The organism is Streptomyces sp. T028, from assembly GCF_048159505.1.
In the GTDB taxonomy this organism is placed as follows: Bacteria; Actinomycetota; Actinomycetes; order Streptomycetales; family Streptomycetaceae; genus Streptomyces.
This window is the reverse complement of the sequence record NZ_JBLRVZ010000052.1, coordinates 50,774-68,263: the sequence shown is the minus strand read 5'-3', so window position 1 is coordinate 68,263 and position 17,490 is coordinate 50,774. Positions and strand designations below refer to the sequence as shown.

The following is a 17,490-nucleotide window of genomic DNA, read 5'->3' as shown; positions in this document are numbered from 1 at the left end:
GCAGTTGACTTCCTCCCACGCCTGAAGGCGGGGACTCCAGCGGTCGCCCGCTGGGTTCCTGCTTCACCGACGACCGCCCCGTCCGGGAGGACTCCCGTTGAGGCTCTTCCTGCCCTGCTCCGCAGGAGCCTCGTTTCTCCCCCGCAAGCGGGAGGTGCCCCCACCCCGGCCTGAAGGCCGGGGCATCCGCGAAGGAAGGCTCCGATGACCACGTCGACCGCCACCCCGAGGTTCTCCGTCTTCACCCCCAGTCACCGGCCCCGTTTCCTTGACGAGTGCCTGGCGACGCTGCAGGCGCAGACCTGTCCGGACTGGGAGTGGATCGTCCTGCTCAACAACGGAGCCCGCTGGCGGCCGGAGTACCCCGACGAGCGGATCCGGGTGGTGATCGCGGACGACGTCGTCGGTGTCGGTGCCGCCAAGCGCCGGGCCTGTGAGCTGGCCCGCGGTGAGGTCCTCGTGGAACTCGACCACGACGACCTGCTGGCGAAGGCGTGTCTGGCGGAGCTGGGCAAGGCGTTCGACGCGCATCCCGAGGCCGTCTTCGTCTACAGCAACACCGCGCAGATCACCGAGGAGGGCGGGCGGGACGAGACCCGCTTCGACGAGACGTTCGGCTGGCAGTACGAGGACGTGGACGTCGACGGCCGCAGACTGCTCCAGGTCGTCTCGCTCGCGCCCACGCCGCACAACGTCGCCTACATCTGGTACGCGCCGAACCATGTACGGGCCTTCCGCAAGGAGAGCTACGAGAAGGCCGGCGGGTACGACGCGTCGCGCACGGTGCTGGACGACCAGGACCTGATGTGCCGTCTCTTCCACCTCGGCGACTTCCATCACATCAACCGCTGCCTGTACCTCCAGCGGGTCCACTCCGCGAACACCCAGTGCGAGCCGGAGATCAACGCACACATCCAGCGCGAGACGGTCACCCTGTACGACAAGTACATCGAGGCCAACGCGCTGGCCTGGACGCACCGGCGTGGACTGCTCGCCCTGGACCTCGGCTCGGCACACCGGAAGCCGCCGGGCTACACGGGGGTCGACCGACGGGAGGGCGAGGGCGTCGACATCGTGGCGACCCTGCCCGGGGGACTCGACCTGCCCGACGACTCCGTCGGCCTGGTGCGGGCGGTGAACTTCCTCGAGTACGTCCCCGCGAAGGTGCCGCTGATCAACGAGCTGTACCGGCTGCTGGCACCCGGCGGCATGTTGCTCACCATGACGGCCAGCTCCGACGGCCGCGGCGCCTACCAGGACCCGACGCACGTGGCGTACTACAACGAGAACTCGTTCTGGTACTACACGGACGACCAGTACCGTGCCTTCGTCCCCGACATCGAGGCCCGTTTCCAGTCCTCCCGCCTGGTGACCTACTTCCCGAGCGAGTGGCACTCCGAGAAGGACATCTCGTACGTGGTCGCCAACCTGATCGCGATGAAGGAGGGCGCCGCGCGCTGCGGCGGAAAGCTGCTGGTGTAGCTCGCGCGCCCGTGAGCGTGGTGCTCAGACCCCAGCGAGCTCTGTCAGGCCCAGGTGTCCTCGGGCCGCCTCGAGGTTCCGCGTCACCCGCTCACGCTGATCAGAGGGCAGCCGGCCGCTCTCCAGCAGGCGTTCGCAGCAGTCCTTGGCCTCCTCGTACTCGCCCACCCAGTAGGCGGCCACCGCGAGTTCGTCGAGCGCCTGCCACTCGTACCAGCGGGTCTCGACGAGCAGGGCGTCCTTCGGGAGCGGGATGCTTGCGGCCTGGCGCGCGAACAGGTGGGCGAGGGGCCAGCGCGGGCCGCTCGTACGGCACAGACGCGCCAGCTCGCCGACGGCCTCGGCGCGTGAGGGCCGGGTCTCGTACGCGCGGAGGTATCGGTCCATCACCTCGGCAGGCGGCCGTTCGAGGCTCTCCGCGAGCCGCGCGGCCCAGAGGCGGGCGCAGTAGACCTCCTCCTGCCAGCCCCCTATGGACGCCCGGCGGTCGTAGGCCTCGACCGCCTTCTCCAGCTCACCCGCGTCCCGCCAGCTCTGCGCGAGGTAGAAAGCGTAGCGGGCGTTGCCGGGCTCCTCGGCCAGGCCCTTCTCCAGGATGCCGGCGTCGCGGAGGTACTTCGTCCGGGCGCCTTCGTGTCTGAGCCGCCCCCCACCGCCCATGATGATCATCTCGGCACCTGTGAGGGTGCCGAGGCTGAAGCGCGCGCCGCAGTCGATGTACTCGTGCAGGACGCCCACATACCGCCAGGGCAGCCGTGTGGACACGAGGGCGGGGCGCCAGTAGCGGAAGTGCGGCGTGCGGATGTCGACCCGGTAGGCGTCGTGCGTCAGGTCCGGCATGCGGAAGCCGGGCTCCACCTCCATCGTGTCGTCGGCGTCGATGAAGAGCAGGTAGTCCGCCCGGGCGCGGGCGAGTTCGATCGCCTCGGTGCGGCTCCCGTCGTATCCCTTCCAGGGCCGCTCGTGCAGTTCCCCGGGCAGATCGCCGTAGACGTCGCGGACGATGTCCTGCGTGCCGTCGGTGGAACCGGTGTCCACGATGACCCAGGTGTCGATCAGGGGACGCACGGATTCGAGGCAGCGCCGGATCACCGGCGCCTCGTCCTTGACGATCATGTTCAGACAGACCGTCGGTCTCACGGGCCCTCCCGGGGCTGTATGTCGGCGGTGCCCCGAGGGTGGGCCTCGGGGCACCGTCACTCACTTCACAGGGGACTACGGCGTGACGTCGGCGCAGACCGCGAAGGCGGTGATCCCCCCGTCGCCGAGCTGCGAGACCTGCCACCCCTGCTGCGTACCGGTGACCTGGACCGGTTGGCTCGTACCGGGAGAACCGGTGGTCGCGATGAACCCGCCGCCGGTGACAAGGTCGCCGTCTGCGCAGGCGGCCGTCGCCGAGGTGGTGCCGGTCCCCGCGTCGGTGCCGGTCGCGGTCACGATGTACGTGGTGAGCGCCACGCTCGCACCCTGCGCGCCCTGAGCACCCTGAGCACCCTGCGCGCCCTGGGCACCCTGTGCTCCCTGAGCACCCTGAGCGCCCTGCACGCCGGTGCCACCGGTGTCACCCGTCGCACCCTGCGCGCCCTGGGCACCCTGGGCGCCCTGCGCACCCTGGACGCCGGCGGCACCGGTGTCACCCGTCGCGCCCTGGGCACCTTGCGCGCCCTGAGCACCCTGGGCGCCCTGCGCACCCTGGACGCCGGCGGCACCGGTGTCACCCGTCGCACCCTGTGCGCCCTGAGCGCCCTGAGCGCCCTGAGCGCCCTGAGGTCCGGGCTTGCCGGGCCTGCCGTCGTGGCCCTTCGGACCCTGGGGACCCCTGGGGCCCTGCGGGCCGCGGGGGCCCTTCTGTACCTGGTGATGGGGCTCGCGGTCCTTGTCCGCGGAGGTCCCGCCGTACGACTGCACCGTCGCACGGCCGTCGGAACCGGCCCGGCGGACCGCGTCGGCCACGGCCGCCTCGGTCACGCCCGGCGGGAGTTCCTGCACCACCAGACGGCCGGCGTCCGGCCGCTGCATCGCGTCGGCGATGGCGACCGTGCTCGGCACAACGCTCAGCGCCACCGCGGCCGCGCCCGTCGTCACCATCGTGGCGGACTTCAGGCGCGCGATTCGGATCGTTCTACGGTTCAAGAGAACCTTCCTCACGTTGGGGAGGGATCAGACGGCGGCGCGCACGCGGCGTGCGTCGGCCCGCTGGGTCGTCGTGTCTCCTTCCGGCCATGAACGACCTCATTCCTTCCACCGATATGAAAAAATGACTAAAGAACGACCCGTCTCGACCATGAGGATCACCCGAGCGGCGTCACCTGGCTCACGAATCACCCACCAGGCTTTCGCGATAGGCCACACATTCCTCGAAAGACGGCAGGAGGCCCTGCCGCTCGGCTTCCGCCAGCGTGGGCGCCGCGGCGTCCTTTTCGGAAAGGACGGGTGTGAGATCGTCGGGCCAGGCGATGGCCAGGGCCGGGTCGAGCGGATCGATCCCGAACTCACGGTCCGGTGCGTATCCCCGCGAACAGAGGTAGACGACGGTGGAGTCGTCCTCCAGCGCCATGAAGGCGTGGCCGAGCCCCTCCGAGAGATAGACGCAGCGATGCGTCGCGTCGTCGAGGCGCACCGCCTCCCAGGTCCCGAAGGTCGGGGAACCCACGCGGATGTCGACCACGACGTCGAGGACGGCGCCGCTGACGCAGGTGACGTATTTCGCCTGGCCCGGCGGGACCGCCGCACCGTGGACACCGCGGAGCGTGCCCCGTACGGAGCGGGAGCAGTTGGCCTGCTCGAACCGGAACCCGTGCCCGACGGCGTCCCGGAAGGTCTCGCTCCTGAACCACTCGTGGAAGCGGCCCCGGTCGTCCGTGAACACCCTGGGCGTGTCCACCCACGCCCCTTCGATCCCGAGCGGTTTCACGTGCTCACCTTTCTCGCGCCGGAGAGCCCCTGCGCGTCACGCGGACGCTCCTGGGCCCTCTGGGCCATGACGGCATGCGGGGAGTCTTCCAGCAGCCCCAGCAGGTAGTGGCCGTATCCGCTCTTCAGCAGTGGCCGGGCCAGTTCCCGCAGCCGGTCGTCGTCGATCAGGCCGGCCCGCCAGACCGTCTCCTCGACACAGCCGACCTTGAAGCCCTGGCGCTCCTCGATGACCCGGACGAACTCCGATGCCTGGACCATGGAGGTGAAGGTTCCGGTGTCCAGCCAGGCGGTGCCCCGGTCGAGCCGGGTGACCTGGAGTTCCCCCGCCTCCAGATAGGCGCGGTTGAGGTCGGTGATCTCCAACTCGCCCCTGGCGCTGGGCCGTAGGGCCCGGGCGAGGTCCACGGCGCGGTCGTCGTAGAAGTACAGTCCGGGGACGGCGTAGCGGGATCGGGGCCGGGCCGGTTTCTCCTCGATGGAGACCGCCCGGCCGCGTTCGTCGAACTCCACCACGCCGTACGCCGAGGGATTGGCCACCTGATACGCGAACACCCGGCCGCCCACCGGATCCTCGCGCCGGGCCAGCCGGGTGCCGAGTCCACTGCCGTGGAAAATGTTGTCGCCCAGGATGAGGGCGACGGATTCGCCGCCGATGAATTCGGCGCCCAGCACGAATGCGTGGGCGATGCCCTGCGGACGTTTCTGCGCCATGTATTCCAGCCGCAGGCCCAGTTGGCTTCCGTCACCGAGCAACCGACGGAACCGGCCCTGCTCCTCGGGGGTGGTGATGACGAGAATCTCCCGGACGCCGGCCATCACCAAGGTGGACAGCGGGTAATAGACCATGGGCTTGTCGAAGACGGGCAGCAGTTGCTTCGACACCGACCGGGTCAACGGCCAAAGTCGCGAGCCGGTACCTCCGGCCAACAGAATTCCACGCACGGAATCACCATAGGACAACCATCCGGTAATACCGGTTTTTAACACGGCCCCGGCCCCGGCCCTCTCACGGGGGATCAGAAAGGGCGGGGCACGAGGCCGGTTCAGCAGATCCGCGGCAGTTGCTCCCCGATCGGCAGGTCGACCACGCGGGTGCCGCCCAGTCCGGTGCGCGCCACGACCATGCCGGGGTGTGCCTCGACGGCCTCACCGATGATCACGGCGTCCGCGCCGAGCGGATGGGCCCGCATCGCCGCGAGCACCGCCTCGGCGTGCTCGCGCGGGACGAAGGCCACCAGCTTGCCCTCGTTGGCGATGTACATGGGGTCGAGGCCGAGGATGGCGCAGGCGTTGGCCACGGCCGGCGGGACCGGTACGGCCCGTTCCTGGAGGACCACCCCGGCGCCGGAGGCGCTCGCGATCTCGTTGAGCGCGGCGGCCAGGCCGCCCCGGGTGGGGTCGCGCAGGACGTGCAGATCCGGGGTGACGGCGAGCATGGCCTCGACCAGGCCGCCGAGCGGCGCGCAGTCGCTGGCGATCTCCACCCCGAACTCCAGGCCCTCGCGGACGCTCATGATCGCCACCCCGTGGACGCCGATGGCCCCGCTGACGATCACGACGTCCCCCGGGACGACCCGCTGCGGCCGCAGGTCGACGCCCGCCGGGACGATCCCGATGCCGGCCGTGTTGACGTAGATCCCGTCGCCGTGGCCGGCCTCCACCACCTTGGTGTCCCCGGTGGCCACCTCCACCCCGGCGGTGCGCGCCGCCGCGCCCATCGCCTCGGCGACCCGGGTGACCGTGTCGAGTTCGACGCCCTCCTCCAGGATGAACCCGCAGGAGAGGTACGCGGCGCGGGCGCCGCTCATGGCGAGGTCGTTGACCGTGCCGTTGACCGCCAGGTCGCCGATGCTGCCGCCGGGGAAGAACAGCGGGCGGACCACGTAGGAGTCGGTGGAGAAGGCCAGCCGTGAACCGCCGAGCGAGAGGACGGCGGAGTCGCCGAGCTGGGAGAGCACCTCGCCGCCGAAGGCCGGGGCGAAGATCTGCTGGACCAGTTCGGCGGAGAGGACCCCGCCGCCCCCGTGCCCCATGACGACCCGGGGGCGGTCGCGCAGGGGCGCCGGGCACGTCCACGCCTCCAGGTCCACCGCGGGAGCCGGGACAGGGGTGGTGTCAGACAACGGGGCTCGCCTCCCGGGCCGGGCCGGCGGGCACGTCCAGCCGCCGGTAGAGGTAGTACGCCGCGCAGGCGCCCTCGCTGGAGACCATCGTGGCGCCCAGGGGGGTCCGCGGGGTGCACAGGGTGCCGAAGGCGGCGCACTCGTGCGGCTTGAGTAGGCCCTGCAGAACCTCTCCGCTGCGGCACTCGGCCGGTTCCCGCGTCCGGATGTCCTCGACGGAGAAGCGGTGCTCGGCGTCGTGGTCGCGGTACTTCGGGGCCAGCCGCCAGCCGCTGCCGGGGATCACCCCGATGCCCCGCCAGGCGCGGTCGGTGACCTCGAAGACGTCCTCCAGCATGGCCCGTGCGGCCGGGTTGCCCTCGGGGCGGACGGCGCGGGCGTAGGCGTTGTCGACGGTGTGCTCGCCGCGCTCCAGCTGTTGTACGGTCCGGCGTACGCCTTCGAGGATGTCGAGCGGCTCGAAGCCCGTCACGACGATCGGCACCCGGAAGCGATCGGCCAGCTCCGGGTACTCCCCCATGCCCATCACGCTGCACACGTGCCCGGCCGCGAGGAAGGCCTGCACCCGGCAGGTCGGCGACGACATGATCGCCTCGATGGCGGGGGGAACGCGGACGTGGGAGACCAGCATGCTGAAGTTGCGGATGCCCTGCTTGTGCGCCTGGTGGACCGTCATGGCGTTGGGCGGCGCGGTCGTCTCGAAGCCGATGCCGAAGAACACCACCTCGCGGTCGGGGTTCTCCCGCGCGATCCGCAGGGCGTCGAGCGGCGAGTAGACGACGCGTACGTCACCGCCCTCGCCGCGCACCTGGAACAGGTCCCGTCCGGTGCCCGGCACGCGCAGCATGTCGCCGAAGGAGCAGAAGACCACCTCCGGCCGGGAGGCGATCTCCAGCGCCTTGTCGATGACCTCCAGCGGGGTCACGCACACGGGACAGCCCGGCCCGTGGATCAACTCGACCTTGTCCGGGAGGAGTTGGTCGATGCCGTGGCGGATGATGCTGTGCGTCTGACCGCCGCAGACCTCCATCAGCGCCCAGGGCCGGGTGACCGTGGCGTGGATGTCGTCCAGGAGCCGGCGTGCCAGGTCGGGGTCCTGGAACTCGTCGATGTACTTCACTGCCCGGCCTCCCGTACGACGTCCCGGCCCGCCTCGGCCGCCGCCGTCTCCCAGGCGTCGCCGAACTCCTCCTGCAGCATGCCGAGTTCGGCGAAGAGTTCGAGCGTCTGCTTCGCCGACTCCTCGTCGAGCCGTTGCAGGGCGAACCCGACGTGGACGATGGCGTACTCGCCGACCCGGAGGTCGGGCAGGTACTCCAGGCACACCTCCTTGACCACGCCGCCGAAGTCGACGGTGGCCATCCGGGTGCCGTCGCGTTCCTCGATGTCCAGCACTCTGCCGGGTACCGCCAGGCACATGGGCCTCTCCTCGCTGTGGGTCTGGGACGGGCGCCGCGGGCGCCGGTCAGTCGGTGTTCGTCGTCCGTGCGGCCACCATCAGCTGGCCCAGTGCCAGGCCGCCGTCGCCCGGCGGCACCAGGCGGTGCCGCAGGACCGTGAAGCCGTCCTCGCGCAGGACGGCGCGACAGGCCGTCGACAGCAGCGTGTTGGCGAACACACCGCCCGTCAGGGCGACCGTGCCGAGGCCGTGCCGCTCCCGGGCCAGCACGCACATACGCCGCACCAGCCCGGCCACGCCCCGGTGGAAGCGGGCCGCGACCAGGGCGGGCGCGCACCCGGCGCGCAGGTCACGGACGACGGCCGCGAGAACGGGTGCCGGATCGGCCTGTACGGCACCTCGCCCGCCCTCCTCGGGTGCGCGCAGGGCGAAGTCGTACGCGGTGGCGTCCCCGGCGGGCGCGTGCAGGGCGGCCGCCTCCAGCTCGACGGCGGCCTGTGCCTCGTATCCGGCGCGGTGGCACACCCCGGCGAGGGAGGACACGGCGTCGAAGAGCCGGCCCATGCTGGACGTGGGGACGCAGTTCAGACCGCGCTCCAACTGCCGCTCCAGGGCACCGATCTCGTCGTGTGGACAGGCGGCCGTGCAGGGCAGGTCGGCCGACCGGTCGAGTCCGGCGGCCCGCAGATGGGACAGCGCCATGCGGTAGGGCCGACGCACCGCGGCGTCGCCGCCGGGCAGCGGGACGTACGCGAGGTGCCCGAACCGGGTGAAGCCGTCGTAGTCCGCGAGCAGGAACTCCCCGCCCCACACCGCCCCGTCGTCGCCGTGGCCGGTGCCGTCGAAGGCGACACCGATCACCGGGCGCGTGCCGTCGAGGCCGTGCTCGGCCATGGCCGCGGCGACATGGGCGTGATGGTGCTGGACCCGCGTCACGGGCCGCCCGGCGGCATTGCGGTCGGCCCACCCGGTGGAGCGGTAGCCGGGGTGCCGGTCGGCGGCCAGCAGCTCGGGCCGTACGCCCGTGATCGACTCCAGCTGCCCCACCGCACGGTCGAAGGCGCCCTGCGTACCGAGGTCGTCCATGTCACCGATGTGCGCCGACAGCCAGGCCTTGCGGCCCGCGCCGAGACAGAAGGCGTTCTTCAGGTCCCCGCCGACGGCGAGGGCGGGGCGGACGGGCAGCGGAACGGGGACCGGCAGGGGCGCGTAGCCGCGCGAGCGGCGGATCACCAGGGGCTCGCCGTCGCAGACGCGGACCACGGAGTCGTCGCAGGGCACATGGATCGGCCGGTCGTGGACGAGCCAGGCGTCGGCCAGGTGCGCGAGCCGCTCCAGGGCCTCCGTGTCGTCGGTGACGATCGGCTCCCCGGACACGTTGCCGCTGGTCATGACGAGCAGCCGGGACCCGTCCGGATCGCCGGGCAGGCCCAGCAGCAGATGGTGCACGGGGGTGTACGGCAGCATCACACCGAGGTCGGGGCTGCCGGGCGCGACCGCTGCGGCGGGCCGCGGGTCCCCGGCCGCGTACGACGGGTCGGGGCGTCGTCGCAGCAGTACGACGGGCCGCACGCCGCCTTCGAGCAGGTGCCGCTCCTCGGGGCCGAGTCGTACGAGATGCTCGATGTCGGCCGTGCGACGGGCCATGACGGCGAACGGCTTGTCGCCGCGCCCCTTGCGCCGCCGTAGGAGGGCCACGGCCTCGTCGTTCGTCGCGTCGCAGGCCAGGTGGTAGCCGCCCAGGCCTTTCACGGCGAGGATCGCGCCGGCCGCGAGCAGCGTACGGGCCCCGGCGATCGGATCACCGACGGCGGCCGGGGCGATCAGCCGCAGCCTCGGTCCGCAGGCCGGGCAGGCGACCGGCTGGGCGTGGAAGCGCCGGTCGGCCGGATCGCCGTACTCCCGGGCGCAGTCGGCGCACATCGGGAAGCCGGCCATGGTGGTGTGGGCCCGGTCGTAGGGGACGCCGGTGACGATGGTGAAGCGGGGGCCGCAGTGGGTGCAGTTGACGAAGGGGTGGCGGTGGCGCCGGTCGGCGGGGTCGGCCAGTTCGGCGAGGCAGTCGGCGCAGGTGGCGGTGTCCGGGGAGACGAGGGTGCGGGCCGGGCCGTCGGTGCGGGAGGCGCGGATGGTGAACGCCTCGCCTCCCGTGAGCGGCAGTTCCTGGTGGTGGACCGACTCCACCACGGCCAGCGGGGGCGCCTGGAGCGCGAGGCGTTCGCAGAAGCGGGTCACGGCCGCGCCGCTGCCCTCGACCTCGGCGACGACACCCTCCGGGGTGTTGGTGACGTGTCCGACCAGGGCGAGTTCGGTGGCGAGGCCGTAGACGTACGGCCGGAAGCCCACGCCCTGCACCACGCCCCGGACGACGACCCGGCGGCGCAGCGGCCGGTCGCCGGTGACGACGGCCGGGGACGGCGAAGCGCTCACGGGTGGGTGTGGGCGAGGGCGTCGGCCGCGTCCACGTGTGTATGAGCCCGGGCGTGCGCAGGGGGGTGTTCGTGCGTCTGACGGGCCATGACCGGCGTATGGACGGGTGTGCCCTCCGCCGCGGCCAGCGCCCGGTCGAGCAGCGCGCCGACGCCCTTGCCCCGGCGGGCCGAGGTCATGATCACCTCCACGCCCGGGTTGACCTGCTCCACGTTCGCCCGGAACGCGATCCCGTCGAACTCGACCGCCGCTGCGAGGTCGGTCTTGGTCACGACGACGAGGTGGGCGAGGCCGAAGGCGGTGGGGTACTTGAGCGGCTTGTCCTCGCCCTCGGTCACGGAGGCGAGGACCACCCGGAGGGTCTCCCCCAGGTCGTAGGAGGCGGGGCAGACCAGATTGCCGACGTTCTCCACGAACAGCAGCCGGGTGTCCTCGGGCAGCCAGCCGTCCAGGTGCCCGGCGAGCATGCCCGCCTCCAGGTGGCACAGTCCGTCGGTGAGCACCTGCTTGACCGGAACGCCCGAACGGGCCAGGCGTGTCGCGTCGTTCTCGGTGGCGAGGTCGGCGGTCAGCGCGGCGACGGACACGGACCGCTCACGGGCCCGCAACAGTTCCTGTTCCAGCAGCGCGGTCTTGCCGCTGCCGGGGCTGGAGAGCAGGTTGACGACGGTGGTGCCGCAGGCGGTGAGACGGTCGCGCAGGGCGTGGGCGCTCGCGTCGTTCTTCGCGAGTACGGCCTGCCGCAGGTCGACGACACGGCACATGGTTCAGCACTCCTCGTGGATCGGTTCGCCGGTGGGCGCGGGTTCGCCGTCCTGCCACCGCACGGAGGCGATCTGCAGCTCCCGCCCGGCGCACAGGTCGGTACGCGTGCCGCCGCAGCCGGGGCAGATGAGCCGGGGCGGCATGCCGACGGCCCACTCGTGTGCGCAGGACGTGCAGCGGGCGCGGCCCGGTACGGCTTCGGTGACCAGTTCGGCGCCCTCCAGCAGGGTCCCGGCGCAGGCCAGTTCGAAGCAGAAGGAGAGCGAGTCGGGGACGACGCCGGCCAGTTCGCCGACCTGGAGCCGTACCGAGCGGACCGCCGTGACGTCCCCGGCGCGCTCGGCGGCCTCGGTCACCTGGTCGACGACGGCCAGCGCGACGGACATCTCGTGCATGGGTCTCGGACCTCCCCGGGCGTGGGCGTGCCCCGCGCCGGCCTTCATTAGAGGCGGGTGCGGGCGGGTCGCCCGACCCGGCACGCCGTCAGGGGCCGCGCGGGTACGCAGTTCGACGCAACCGCGCGGCCCGCACGGCGGTGACGCGGTGTCACATGCGGCGGATGCGCACGTACCGCCTGAGGTCGGGAAACAGCTCGGCCGCGACGGCGGCGGTGGCGGCCATGGCGGCGAGGGCCGCTCCACCGATGACGATCTTCTTCATCCGTCTCTCCTCTTCATCCCGGCTCTCCTCATCTCGATCTCGCTCGCGGAGCCTCGGCGGCTCCGGCCTGTGCCGGGGACGGCTCGCCGTCCCGCAGCAGCTCTTCGACCAGCCGTACGGCCCTGGGTACGGCGTCGGACACCGGTGGGCTGAGTCCGATGCCCTCCTCCACGGAGGCCGGTTCGCAGCCGACGATCACGATGCGCCGGGGCGGTTGTCCGCCCGTGCCGGCGCACAGGGTGTCCAGCAGGGCGAGGACGGTGTCGGGGGTCATCCGGTGGCCGTCGATCGCGGGGACCGCGCCGGGCTCGGCGCCGGGACCGTCGTACTCGATGACGTAGAGCGTGCCGGGGGTCTCGCCGCGTGCGGTGGCGTCGACGAGGACGAGGGTGTCGTAGCCGTCGAGGAGCTGGTAGGCGAGGTGCACCCCGCGTACGCCGATGTCGGCGACCTCGACGTGCGCGGGCAGTCCGCGTGCGGCCAGTCGGCGCGCGGTCTCGACGCCGAAGCCGTCGTCGCCGAGGAAGATGTTGCCGATGCCGGCCACGAGGGTGCGGGTCATGGACCGGCCTCCAGGGGCACGATTTCGTCCGGCTGGAAGTAGAGATAGCGGCCCTGTTCGCGGCGGATGTCCGCGCCGGGGTCGCCGTCGACGGTGACCGCGAGGTGCACGGTGCCGTCGACGTCGTGCAGCACGGCCTCGACGGTCGCGGTGCGACCGTGCAGGAACAGGTCCTGTGCGTCGGTGTGCCGCAGGCCGGGCCGCAGCTCGACGCGGCTGCCCTTGCCGACGGGCGTGTCGCCCACGACGACGGTGTCGTGGTCCGGGTCGAAGCCCGCGTCGCTCGCCGGGTCCCACCAGGGGGTGTCGGGGCGCCGCACCCCGTGCTCGTCGGGGAAGCCGGAGGAGTCGGAGGAGTCGGAGGAGTCGGAGGAGTCGGCCTCCCCGGTGACCTCACGCAGGCCCCGCACCGCGCCGTGCAGACGCTCCAGCACCTCCGCCGGCATCGAGTCCGCCAGGTCGATCACGGCGGCCGCCCGCTCGTCGGTGCCCCGGGCCTCGCGTTTCTCCTCGTCGGTGAGGGCGGCGGTGCGCAGGGCGAGGATCTCGTCGATCTCGGTGGCGTCGTAGAGCGCGCCGGGGCTCTCGGGCGCGATGGCCGGATGGTCCTCCAGGATGATCGGGGAGGACAGCACGAGGTCGGCGCGGCCGGGTTCGCCCGCGAGGACGGGCCAGGTGTGCAGGTTGCGGCAGGCGGCGACGGCTCCCCTGGCCCATTCGGGGGGATCGGTCATCGACAGGAACGATCCGGCGCTGAGGGCCATCAGGAGGTGAGTGGCCACCAGGGAGTGCGGCAGCGCCGCGTCCCGGTCGGCGGCGCGGCCCTCAGGGGGTGTCCAGGTGCTGGTGTTCTCGACGACGGCGGTCAGCCGCACCGTCCGGTAGGGGCCGTCGAGTTCGGCGGCGGACAGCCGGACGGTCCCGTGGATCTCCTCGGACCGCCGGAGCAGCCGTCCGACGGTGCGGCCCGCCGCGTCCAGGACCGGTTCGGTGTCCTCGCGGGCCGGCAGGCGGAAGGGGTGTGTGACGCCGTCGCCGAGCAACTCCTCGACCGGTACGACGAGTTCGACGCGTTCCTCGCCGCCCTCGTCCCAGGGCACCAGGACCCGGTCGTCGAGGCGGAGTTCGGGGACGGTGTCGTAGTCGCCGTCCGGGCGCGCCCGCTGCACGGTGCGCCGACGGGCGTGCAGGAAGCGCACCTCGACGGCGAGGGTCGCGCCCCTTCTCGGTTCCATCAGGCATTCGGTGTGCTGGAAGTCGTGTTCCTCGCACCCGGCGCCCCAGGCGGGCGGCACCAGTACCCCGAACTGCCAGCGCAGCCGGTTCTTGGCGGCCGAGGCGCGGTACGGGTAGAGCACATAGCCCTCGAAGAGGACGGCGTCGGCCACCTGCCGGGCGAGGGCGAACCGCTCCTCGGTCTCGGGGGCGAACCCGGTCACGGTCACGGGTCGTTCCTCACGGTCAGGGCGGTGAGCGCGCGCAGCGGGTCGCGGCTCTCGGGCTGCTCGACAGCGTCGACCGGCGCGCCTCCGCCGAGCAGGGCCCCGACGGTCGCCTCCCAGGAGGGCAGGGCGTGCCGGGAGCGGTAGGCGAGGAGGGCGTCCATGGTGTCGCGGGGCAGCCGGATCCAGCCGCAGCCCGGGAAGTGCTGCTCGACCATCTCCCGCCAGGTGGCGACCGGCATCCTGAAGGCCGCCTCGCGGTCCCAGGGGACGGGCTCGACGCGGAAGCCGTCGGCGCCGGTGAAGGCCGTGCCGGAGAACAGCATCAGCAGCGGGACCTCGCCGTCGGTGAGGGCGTCGAGATAGCGGGTGGCGGCGATGTCCAGGTCGTAGGTGCAGGGGACGACGAGGTCGGCCTCGGTCTCCCCGGTGAAGGCGGGCACCATCAGCGGGACCTGGGCGAACTGCACCGGGTTGAGGGTGCTGCCCCAGCGGGAGCGCTCGCCGAAGAGGTCCTGGAGGCCGTCGGCCTCGTCGGAGCCGTAGCCACGCCGGGCGGGTTCGATGCGGATCTGGCAGCGCAGCGCGAGGGCGTGCACGGGGGTGTCGCCGGACGCGGTGACCCGCAGCCGGAAGACGAGGGTCGGCCCGGCGGCGAAACGGTCGGCGCGGACGCCGGTGCAGGTGAAGGAGAACTCGGTCATGAGCGCACCGCCTCCGCCAGGGGCCGGGCGCGGCGCGCCACGTCCGTGAAGAACGCGTCCAGCGCGGCGCGCGCCTCCCGGCCGCCGTCGAAGCCCTGCCACAACAGGCGCATACGGCCCACGAGTTCGTAGCAGATGTCGATGGGCACGAGGTGGCAGTCGACGCGGTCGTCGGTGCGGCGGAGCAGCAGTGCCTCCACGTCGGGTTCGAGGAGGCCGGCGAGCGGGCTGCCGCCGAGGACCGCCGTCCAGGTGTCCGGTTCCAGTTCGCTCTCGGTGGCTCCGGCCGGGCTCGGGTAGAGGGCGACCAGCCGGTCCAGGGCGGCGTTGCGGAAGAAGAAGGCGACGCCGACGGGGATCCGCAGCGCCTCCCAGGCCCGCTCGTCGAGACGGTGGCCGGGGTCGCTGAGGTAGCGGGACGGGACGGCGCGGAAGCGGCCCGCGGCGGCGCCCGGCTGTTCCATCAGCACCGCGCAGGCCGTGCAGGCGCAGACGAGGGCACGCTTCTCGGTGTCGACGAGATGGCGGTGGCCCTCGGGCACGACCACCGCGCACAGTTCGCACCGCTCCGGTTGTGGCGGACGCTCGGTGAGGAACCTCCGCAGGCCGGGGGTGGTCGTGGTCATCGGGCCCCCGTCGGTGCCGTGCCGATCTGCAGGAGCGTGGGTCCGGCGGGGGCGGTCTCCACGTCCACGGCCCTGACCTCGGGGGCGAGGCAGGCGAGCGCCGCCTCGGCGGCCCGTGCGGCGTCCGTACCGGAGCCGCAGCCGCAGCCGCCGCCCGCCCGGGCGCGCAGTCGCAGCGTGCCGCTGTGCTCCTCGAAGCCCACCACCTCCAGCCGCTGGTCGCGGACGCCGTCCACGGCCCTGGCGATCCGGGTGTCGCGGTCCTCGGGGTGCAGGTCGTGCAGGACGAGCAGGCTCGCCACTAGGTCGTCGTCGAGCAGTTCGGCGAGCGGCTCGCCGGGAGCGGAGTCCAGCAGCTCGACGACACGGGCGAGGCCGGAGCCGTAGAAGTCCATGAGGGAGCGGACGAGTTCCTCGGCCGAGGCCGCGGCGGCACGGTCGCCGCTCGTGGCCAGCCGGTCGAGGATCTCCTCGACGCGGCGTCCGGTCTGTTCCGCCGTCATGGGGCGTGGCGCGGCAGGCGCGCTCATCCGCCCAGTCCGCTCAGGCCGGTGGGCACGTGCAGGGACTTCACGGTCTTCCCGCCGCCGACGTACATGTGGACGCCGCAGGGCAGACAGGGGTCGAAGCTGCGGACGGTGCGCATGATGTCGATGCCCTTGAAATTCTCAGGCGGGTTCTCCTCGAAGATCGGGGTGTTCTGCACGGCGTCCTCGTACGGGCCCGGGGTGCCGTAGGAGTCACGGACGCTGGCGTTCCAGGGGGTGGGCGGGTACGGGTGGTAGTTGGCGATCTTGCCGTCGCGGATCACCATGTGGTGGGAGAGGACGCCGCGGACGGCCTCCGTGAAGCCGCAGCCGATGCTCTCGTCCGGGACCTCGAACTTCTCCCAGGTCTGGGTGCGTCCGGCGCGGACCTCCTCGAGGCCCTGCTCCGCGCAGTGCAGGGCGACGGCGGCGGCGTAGGCCTGGAAGTAGGTGCGGGCGCGGTTGCGCTCCAGGGCGTTGGACCACTTCGGGATCTTCCACTCGAAGGTGGTCTCCGGCTTGGTCAGGGTGCGCGGCAGGTTGATGACCACGCTCTGCCCGGTGGCCTTGACGTAGCCGATGTCGACGAGTCCGGACAGGGCGGTGGACCACAGGCGGGCGAGGGGGCCGCCGCCGGTGTCCAGGGCGAGGTGGTCCTTGCCGTCGTACCAGCGCGGGGACATGACCCAGCTGTACTTGTCGTCGAAGTTCCGCTTCTGTGGGGCGGGGATGGTGTGCTGGTTCCAGGGGTGGCGCGGGTCGACCGGGTTGCCGAGCGGGTCGTGGGTGACGAACTGCTCCTGGCCCTGCCAGTCCTCGTAGTAGGAGCTGCCCAGCAGGATGCGGATGCCGAGGTTGATCGCGGTGAGGTCGTTGGTGACCAGTTTGCCGTCGACGACGATGCCGGGTGTGACGAACATGCGCCGGCCCCAGTCCGTCATGTTGGCGTACGTGAAGTCGCAGTGCTCTGGGTCGTTGAGCGCGCCCCAGCAGCCGAGCAGGACCCGTCGGCGGCCGACCTCCTCGTAGCCGGGCAGGGCCTCGTAGAAGAAGTCGAACAGGTCGTCGTGGAGCGGGACGACACGCTTCATGAACTCGACGTACCGCATGAGGCGGCTCAGGTAGTCGGTGAAGAGCTGCACGGAGGCGACCGTGCCGACGCCGCCCGGGTAGAGCGTGGAGGGGTGCACATGGCGGCCCTCCATCAGGCAGAACATCTCGCGCGTGTAGCGGCTGACCTGGAGGGCCTCGCGGTAGAACTCGCCCTCCAGGGGGTTGAGCGAGCGCATGATGTCGGCGATGGTGCGGTAGCCGTGCTCGGCGGCGTGCGGGGCCTCGGTGCGTTCGGCGAGTTCGAGGACGCCCGGGTTGGTCTCCTTGACCATCTTCTCGCAGTAGTCGACCCCGACCAGGTTCTCCTGGAAGATGTTGTGGTCGAACATGTACTCCGCGGACTCGCCGAGGTTGATGATCCACTCACCGAGATGCGGGGGCTTCACGCCGTACGCCATGTTCTGCGTGTACACCGAGCAGGTGGCGTGGTTGTCGCCGCAGATGCCGCAGATGCGGCTGGTGATGAAGTGGGCGTCGCGGGGGTCCTTGCCGCGTATGAAGACGCTGTAGCCGCGGAACACCGACGAGGTGCTGTAGCACTCCGCGACCCGCTTCTGCTTGAAGTCGATCTTCGTGTGGATGCCCAGACTGCCCACGATCCGGGTGATCGGGTCCCAGGACATCTCCACCAGACCGGTGCCGTCTCCGGCCGCCTTCGTCCTTGCCATGGTCGTTGCCGTGCCCTTCGTTGCGCGGGGGGTTCGGGTGTGGGGGGTGCACCAAGCAGAAGCGGGTCACGCG

General features: G+C 71.8%; 18 protein-coding genes. 1 reads left to right on the top strand and 17 read right to left on the bottom strand.

All coding sequences use genetic code 11. The annotated features are described in order from the left end of the window. Positions 1-204 precede the first annotated feature (204 nt). A complete protein-coding gene (locus ACLZN2_RS40970) occupies positions 205-1,482 on the top strand; it encodes a glycosyltransferase (protein WP_416984773.1) in 1,278 nt (425 codons plus the stop codon). Positions 1,483-1,506: 24 nt separating this feature from the next. Here the strand turns inward: ACLZN2_RS40970 and ACLZN2_RS40965 are convergent, their stop codons facing one another. The 17 genes from ACLZN2_RS40965 to ACLZN2_RS40885 all read right to left on the bottom strand — a co-directional run bounded on the left by ACLZN2_RS40965 (position 1,507) and on the right by ACLZN2_RS40885 (position 17,417). Further along, positions 1,507-2,622, bottom strand: coding sequence for a glycosyltransferase (locus ACLZN2_RS40965; protein WP_416984772.1), 1,116 nt, complete (start codon positions 2,620-2,622; stop codon positions 1,507-1,509). A gap of 75 nt (positions 2,623-2,697) precedes the next feature. After that, positions 2,698-3,615: a hypothetical protein gene (locus tag ACLZN2_RS40960; protein ID WP_416984770.1), complete on the bottom strand. Its 918-nt coding sequence runs from the start codon at positions 3,613-3,615 to the stop codon at positions 2,698-2,700. Positions 3,616-3,796: 181 nt separating this feature from the next. After that, on the bottom strand, positions 3,797-4,396 hold the full coding sequence (locus tag ACLZN2_RS40955) for a dTDP-4-dehydrorhamnose 3,5-epimerase family protein (protein WP_416984769.1): 600 nt from the start codon (positions 4,394-4,396) through the stop codon (positions 3,797-3,799). Continuing rightward, entirely contained in the window at positions 4,393-5,340 is a 948-nt protein-coding gene (rfbA, locus tag ACLZN2_RS40950; RefSeq protein WP_416984768.1) for a glucose-1-phosphate thymidylyltransferase RfbA, read from the bottom strand. The genes ACLZN2_RS40955 and rfbA overlap by 4 nt, the downstream gene beginning before the upstream one ends. A 101-nt stretch (positions 5,341-5,441) precedes the next feature. Next, the gene (hypE, locus tag ACLZN2_RS40945; RefSeq protein WP_416984767.1) at positions 5,442-6,521 is read right to left on the bottom strand and encodes a hydrogenase expression/formation protein HypE; all 1,080 of its coding nucleotides are present in this window, start codon (positions 6,519-6,521) and stop codon (positions 5,442-5,444) included. After that, entirely contained in the window at positions 6,514-7,641 is a 1,128-nt protein-coding gene (hypD, locus tag ACLZN2_RS40940) for a hydrogenase formation protein HypD (protein WP_416984765.1), read from the bottom strand. Before hypD ends, hypE begins: the two co-directional genes overlap by 8 nt. Continuing rightward, a complete protein-coding gene (locus ACLZN2_RS40935; protein WP_416984764.1) occupies positions 7,638-7,940 on the bottom strand; it encodes a HypC/HybG/HupF family hydrogenase formation chaperone in 303 nt (100 codons plus the stop codon). The genes hypD and ACLZN2_RS40935 overlap by 4 nt, the downstream gene beginning before the upstream one ends. Before the next feature lie 46 nt (positions 7,941-7,986). Further along, complete coding sequence (gene hypF / locus ACLZN2_RS40930) at positions 7,987-10,350, bottom strand: carbamoyltransferase HypF (protein WP_416984763.1); 2,364 nt, start codon at positions 10,348-10,350, stop codon at positions 7,987-7,989. Continuing rightward, positions 10,347-11,114, bottom strand: coding sequence for a hydrogenase nickel incorporation protein HypB (gene hypB / locus ACLZN2_RS40925; RefSeq protein WP_416984761.1), 768 nt, complete (start codon positions 11,112-11,114; stop codon positions 10,347-10,349). Before hypB ends, hypF begins: the two co-directional genes overlap by 4 nt. A gap of 3 nt (positions 11,115-11,117) precedes the next feature. Next, on the bottom strand, positions 11,118-11,510 hold the full coding sequence (gene hypA, locus ACLZN2_RS40920) for a hydrogenase maturation nickel metallochaperone HypA (protein WP_416984760.1): 393 nt from the start codon (positions 11,508-11,510) through the stop codon (positions 11,118-11,120). Positions 11,511-11,661: 151 nt separating this feature from the next. Further along, the gene (locus ACLZN2_RS40915; protein ID WP_416984759.1) at positions 11,662-11,775 is read right to left on the bottom strand and encodes a DUF6893 family small protein; all 114 of its coding nucleotides are present in this window, start codon (positions 11,773-11,775) and stop codon (positions 11,662-11,664) included. Between the two features lie 28 nt (positions 11,776-11,803). Beyond that, positions 11,804-12,337 (bottom strand): hydrogenase maturation protease, encoded by a 534-nt coding sequence (locus ACLZN2_RS40910; RefSeq protein ID WP_416984758.1) that lies wholly within the window; start codon positions 12,335-12,337, stop codon positions 11,804-11,806. After that, positions 12,334-13,782, bottom strand: coding sequence for a hypothetical protein (locus ACLZN2_RS40905; protein WP_416984757.1), 1,449 nt, complete (start codon positions 13,780-13,782; stop codon positions 12,334-12,336). Before ACLZN2_RS40905 ends, ACLZN2_RS40910 begins: the two co-directional genes overlap by 4 nt. Further along, positions 13,779-14,483: a DUF6084 family protein gene (locus ACLZN2_RS40900; protein ID WP_416984756.1), complete on the bottom strand. Its 705-nt coding sequence runs from the start codon at positions 14,481-14,483 to the stop codon at positions 13,779-13,781. The genes ACLZN2_RS40905 and ACLZN2_RS40900 overlap by 4 nt, the downstream gene beginning before the upstream one ends. Next, the gene (locus tag ACLZN2_RS40895; protein ID WP_416984755.1) at positions 14,480-15,109 is read right to left on the bottom strand and encodes a DUF5947 family protein; all 630 of its coding nucleotides are present in this window, start codon (positions 15,107-15,109) and stop codon (positions 14,480-14,482) included. Before ACLZN2_RS40895 ends, ACLZN2_RS40900 begins: the two co-directional genes overlap by 4 nt. Continuing rightward, complete coding sequence (locus ACLZN2_RS40890) at positions 15,106-15,639, bottom strand: hypothetical protein (protein WP_416984753.1); 534 nt, start codon at positions 15,637-15,639, stop codon at positions 15,106-15,108. Before ACLZN2_RS40890 ends, ACLZN2_RS40895 begins: the two co-directional genes overlap by 4 nt. Next, the gene (locus ACLZN2_RS40885; RefSeq protein WP_416984752.1) at positions 15,636-17,417 is read right to left on the bottom strand and encodes a nickel-dependent hydrogenase large subunit; all 1,782 of its coding nucleotides are present in this window, start codon (positions 17,415-17,417) and stop codon (positions 15,636-15,638) included. The genes ACLZN2_RS40890 and ACLZN2_RS40885 overlap by 4 nt, the downstream gene beginning before the upstream one ends. Positions 17,418-17,490: the final 73 nt, after the last annotated feature.